4 protein-coding genes are annotated in these 5430 nt (G+C 72.3%); all 4 read left to right on the top strand.

Features of this window, described 5'->3' with window-relative positions:
- Positions 1-375 (top strand): VOC family protein (locus tag ABZW32_RS38600; protein WP_356225429.1); only part of this gene is annotated, 375 nt, incomplete at its 5' end.
- A gap of 276 nt (positions 376-651) precedes the next feature.
- The gene (locus ABZW32_RS38595) at positions 652-2028 is read left to right on the top strand and encodes a hypothetical protein (RefSeq protein WP_356225427.1); all 1377 of its coding nucleotides are present in this window, start codon (positions 652-654) and stop codon (positions 2026-2028) included.
- A complete protein-coding gene (locus ABZW32_RS38590) occupies positions 2025-3449 on the top strand; it encodes a radical SAM protein (RefSeq protein ID WP_356225425.1) in 1425 nt (474 codons plus the stop codon). The genes ABZW32_RS38595 and ABZW32_RS38590 overlap by 4 nt, the downstream gene beginning before the upstream one ends.
- Positions 3450-3469: 20 nt before the next feature.
- Entirely contained in the window at positions 3470-5350 is a 1881-nt protein-coding gene (locus tag ABZW32_RS38585; RefSeq protein WP_356225423.1) for a ferritin-like domain-containing protein, read from the top strand.
- Positions 5351-5430: the final 80 nt, after the last annotated feature.

Raw genomic sequence — 5430 nt, 5'->3', positions numbered from 1 at the left:
GTGGTTTCCGTCGACGACATCGCCCCGGTCGAGGGCCGCCTCGGCCGCACCTCGGCCGAGGGCCACCGCGTCCGCCCCGACGGATTCGACCTGAGGTGGAAGCAGATCGGCCTGCTGGAACTGTTGGATGACCCGCAACTGCCCTACTTCCTGCAGTGGTTGGTACCCAACGAGGAGCGCCCGAGCGCCGACCCGCGCACCTCCACCACCATCCACGGGGTCTCCATCGCCGGCGACGCCGCCTCCATCGCCGAATTCCTCGGCGAACCGGCCGACCACCCCCTCGACCAGATCGACGTCACCTGGGTCGAGGATGAAGAGCCGGGCCTGATCTCGGTCGAGTTCGCCACTGCCCGCGGCCCGGTCACGATCTGAGCGGGGACTCGGGACCGGCGACTTCACCGCGGGCCCGGCCCGTGGAAACGCGGGCTTGACCGGCGAGATCCGAAAGAGGCGGTCCAGGGGGATTCCACGCCGGGGCCTCTGCTGTCGGCCGGGCGGCGGCGACATCCATGACGGCATGCGTGACACAGGGTGACGAATCGCATATAATTCGTCACGTCCCGTTACGCTACCGCACGGGGTGGACCGCGCTCCGGGGTCGGCCGTATGTCGCCGCCCCGTCGGCGGCACGCCCGCCAGGAGGTGCCGGTGATCGACCGCATCTGGCTTCAACCACCCCTCGCCATCGCCCGGTTGGGTGCCTCGCCCACGCCCTGCGACAACTACCGCTACGGACCCAGTGACCTGTCCCCGCGCGGTACGGGAAAGACCACCGTGGAGCCGGTGGAGACCCTCGACCTCGCTGCCGACGGCACCCTCAGCACGCGCACGCCGCAGAAGGTCCGGTTCAAGGACGCGGACGGCTGGCGGCCGGTGTGCCCTTTCTTCGAGGTACACGGCAGCTGGACCAGCGCCGACGGCGAGAGCCGCACCGGGGCCCTCACCACCGACGTGCTCGCCGGCTTCGGGCTGGACCTCGGCGACGTGCGCTGGCGGGTTTCCGTCGCCAACCTCAAGGCCCACCACATCACCCAGCAGTCGGACGACCGCGTCGAGGCCCAGGCCGAGGTCCGCGGCGACGACCACCAGCGCCACCCGCTCTCCGGGACTTCCCCGCAGGGCGCCGCCAACCCGCTCGTCCCGGCCGGCAGGTCCATCCCCCTCGGCTCGGTCCAGGCACCCTCGCCCAATGCCGAACTCCCTGAGCTGCGGCTGCGGTTCACGCCGGGTAAGGGATTCGTGTACGGGCCGACGGACCTCATCGAGCGAGAGGGCGACTACACGTTGCCCGAGCAGAGGCTGTTCCTCAACCCGGACTCAGCCTGGGGTCAATTCCGGGTCCAGGACCTGAGCGACGACCAACGCACCTTCCCCTCCGGACTCTTCGCGGGTGCCGAACCGACGCTCCTGGCCAGCCAGGGAATGGTCGACGACGTGTGCGACGGCACGGTGACGGTGACCCTGCCCGGTGGCCTCACCGCCACGGCGCGGATCGTGGCCAGCCCGCCCGACTTCGCACCGGACCGGCGTCCCTTCCTCTCGCTGGCGGACGGGCTGGCCGACCGCGTCGCCCGCGCCGACGTCCGCGACCCCGGCTACGTCGCCGACAAACCCCAAACGGCACTGGAGATGCGCGACCTGTTCGAGCGGATCCTGGAAACGATGGGGAACATGAACGTGGACGTGCAGAACGACCGCGTCCTGTTCCAGGACGGCGCCGTCGCGTGGCCGGTGCCCGAGCGCCTCTCCGGTGCGCTGCTCGAACTGACCGACCACGGCCGCCGACGGCACCGCCGGTACGTGGCGCTGGAGGTGCTCGAGGACGTTCTGCGCGAGCAGCCGGACCTCATCGCGCGACGGATCCGGCCACCCGCCGAGGACATCACCCCCAGCTACACCGACGGCCGGATGCCCATCGGCATGCGCGGGGCCGACGGCGGTCCGGTGCACCTGACCCGCCGGCAGTACGACCTGCTGACCGCCTGGGCCCGGAGCCTGCGCGAGGAGACGGAGCCGGGCACGTGACCGTACTCCTCCAGATCGGGCGACGGCCGCCCGGCCGACACCCGGTCCCGCCGTCGGCGGGCCCGTCGCGTCCGCCCGGCCCGGGAGCCGAGCTGCGGGTCTTCCGCAGCGCGCACGGCGCCCATCTGTTCGTCGCCGACGGCAGCCGCGTCTATGACCTGCCCGAGCCTGTCGCGGCCCGGGTGGAACGGTGGACCGCGACGCCGGAGGGTTCCCTCGCCGACCTGGCACGCGAACTGGACCTGCCCCTGTGGGACGCCCCGCGGATCGACGGCACCCCGGCCGCCCCTCCCCCGCTGTCCTCGATCTCCCTCAACGTGATGCAGGCCTGCAACCTCAGTTGCGGCCACTGCTACGCGGACGAGGGCCGGTTCGGAGGAGCGGCCCGGTCGATGCCCCGGGCCACCGCGTACGCGGCGGTGGACCGGCTGCTGGCCGAGGCCGCTCCCGGCTCGGACGTCGTCGTGGGCTTCATGGGCGGTGAGCCGCTGCTGGCCCGCGACCTGGTGCACGAGGTGGTCCGGTACGCCGTCCGGGCGGGGGCCGCCACCGACCACCGGGTCCGCTTCGCGCTCACCACCAACCTGACGACCGTACGGCCCGATGACGCGGCGCTGTTCGCGGAGCACCCGTTCACCGTGACGGTCAGCCTGGACGGCGACCGGGCCGGCCACGACGCCTTGCGCAAGGCGCCCGGCGGAGCCAGCGCGTACGACCGGCTGCGGGCCGGGCTCGACACGCTCGCCCGCCACGGCCGCCCCCGTCACCTCTCCGCGCGCGTCAGCGTCACCCCGTACACCGCGGGCCTCCTGGACGTGCTGGAGCACGGCATCGGGCTGGGCTTCGACGAGATCGGCTTCGGGGCGGTGGTCAGCGCCCCCGACCCCGCGTACGAGATCACCACCGAGGCCTTCGCGGGCTTCCTGCAGCAGATGACCGCATGCGGTGAACGGGCCCTCGCGGAGCTGTCGGCCGGACGCCCCTACCCCTTCGGCAACTTCCAGACCGCCATGGAGCAGGTCCACCGGGGCGCCCACCGCCCCTACCCCTGCGGGGCCGGCGCCGGCTATCTCAGTGCCTCCGCGGAAGGGGGCCTCTACGCCTGCCACCGGCTGGTCGACGACCCCGCCTTCGCCATGGGCTCGCTCGCCGCCGGACCCGACACCGCCGCCCGGCAGCGGCACCTGGCCGAACGCCACGTGGACCGGCAGGGGCCCTGCCGGTCCTGCTGGGCCCGCTACCTGTGCGGCGGCGGCTGCTACCACGAGGTCAGCCGACGGGGCCGCCCCGGCTGCGACTACATCCGCGGCTGGCTGGCCTTCTGCCTGCGCGCCTACGTCGAACTCGGCCAGGCCGCACCCGAGTTCTTCCAGCAGCGGTCCGCGGCGGCCCCGCTCACGAGCAGTGCCAGTACCGTCTGAAGGTCCGAAGGAGCCCGCCCATGCCCGACCTGCCGACTCCCACCGGGAAGATCTTCCCCCGCAACCTCACCGCCCGGGCCGACCACGTCGTACGCGGCAACCCCTCCAACACCCGCCCGGAGAGCGGGGTGGACAACTGCTTCCCGGGCCTGGAGTTCGACCAGCGCAATCTGGACAAGGCCTTCTTCCCCGGACTGCTGGTCGACTTCCACCGCGAGGACGACGGCTCCCGCGTGCAGGCGGTGACCGGGGGCGTCGCCGAGCAACAGGGGCTCACCACCGCGGACATGACCGCCGACTCCGTTTTCATCGGCGCGATCTGCGGCCGGACCAGGGTGGACCAGGTCGAGGCGGACCTCGTACCGGTCGACTGCCGCGACCGTCTCGGCCCCGACGTCATGCGACCCGTCCGCGACCTGCTGCCGGGGCGGATCGCCGTCCTGCTGCTCGTACGCGATCCCGGTGTCTCCGTGCCCGGCGCGGCCCTCGTGGGCAACCTGAACACCCTGCGCCTGCAGAACCGGAGCCTGGTCCGGCGGGCGCCCGACGGCCGGTTCCTGTTCGCCGTCCTCGTCGGCGACCGCGCCCGCTATCTGGACGAGAACGGGGTGATCGATCCCGAGGCCTACCAACCGGGAGACCTGACCCGCAGCCTGTGCGCGCCCTGGCAGTACGACTTCCGCGACTGCGGCTGCTTCTACTGGGCCGCGTCGAAGCCCGACGTCACCAGCAACGCCGACGGCACCGTCCCGAAGATGAACTTCCTGCGCGCGAACCGGGCACCCGTGCCCGACGATGACACGGAAGCGGCGCGGCGGCCGAAGGAGTACGGCTATGTGCGGATGATCAACGAGTGGAGCGTCCTGCCCCCGGTCCTCAACGACCGCGAGGACGATGCCCTCGGCAACCCGGCCGCGCCAGAGATCCCGGAGCTCACCCGCCCGCGGGTGATCGAGGAACTGAAGCGGCTGGCCACCGTGGAACACGCCCTGTGCGTGGAGTACCTCTATGCGCACTACTCGCTGGCCGCGCCCCTGGAACGGCCGGCCGACGCCCAGTCGCTGACCGGCCGGATCCACGCCGCGGCCAACGAGGTGTTCTCCGTCGCCGTCGACGAGATGCGGCACCTGCGCTGGGTGAACGAGGCGCTCGGCACGCTCGGCGAGCCCCCCGTCATCGGCCGGGCGGCCGTCATCGAGCGGGACGGTCCGCACCCCTTCGAGCTGCGTCCGCTCACCCCCGAACAACTCCAGTGGTTCATCGACGTGGAGGCCCCGAGCCAACAGGTCGGCACGGGCATCGACGGCATGTACGTGGAGCTGCACGAGACCCTCCGGCGCCGACCCGACCTCTTCCCCGAGAGCGAGCGGCTGGCCCACCTGATCAAGCTCATCATCGACGAGGGCGGGGACCACTTCCGCCGCTTCACCGCCGTCAAGGACCACCTCGCGGGGCTCCAGCCGGAACAGTACCTCCGGACGCTCGGGCCGAGCACCGGGACCGAGCTGGTGACGCGGATGCTCGAACTCAGCGACCAGTACTACGCCGTCCTGCTGGGTGCCCTGCGCACCACGTTCGCCCTCGGGGACAAGGCCGGCGGCGTGCTCATCGAGGGGGCGCGCAAGACCATGACCAACCTGCACGAGATCAACCACGCCCTCGCCGCCCACGGGGTCGCCCCGCCCTTCACCCTGCCCGTCGCCTTCGCGGCCCCGGCCGAGGGGGCGCCGCCACTGCCCGCGGCCCTCGCCGACGGACAGGCCACCCGGGCGGCCGCCGTCGCCGCCATCGAGACCCTGCGCGGCATCCGCACCCTCGGCGACCCGGCCGTCCGCAGAATGGCGGTCAGCCAGCAGCGGGAGACCGAAACCCTGCTGGCCGTGCTGGACCTCCAGGGATGAGCGGTGCCGTCGAGATCGGCGGGCTCGGAATCGCCGAGCTGACCTGCGCCCGGCTGCTGGCCGGGCGCGGGCACCTGGTC

The organism is Streptomyces sp. NPDC004667, from assembly GCF_040609475.1.
In the GTDB taxonomy this organism is placed as follows: Bacteria; Actinomycetota; Actinomycetes; order Streptomycetales; family Streptomycetaceae; genus Streptomyces.
The sequence above is the reverse complement of the archived record's forward strand: the minus strand, read 5'-3'. Positions and strand labels throughout refer to the sequence as shown.

What these genes read in the sequence shown, in the direction of transcription:
- ABZW32_RS38585 (WP_356225423.1), top strand. Translation starts at nt 3,470, where the DNA reads ATGCCCGACCTGCCGACTCCCACCGGGAAGATCTTCCCCCGCAACCTC.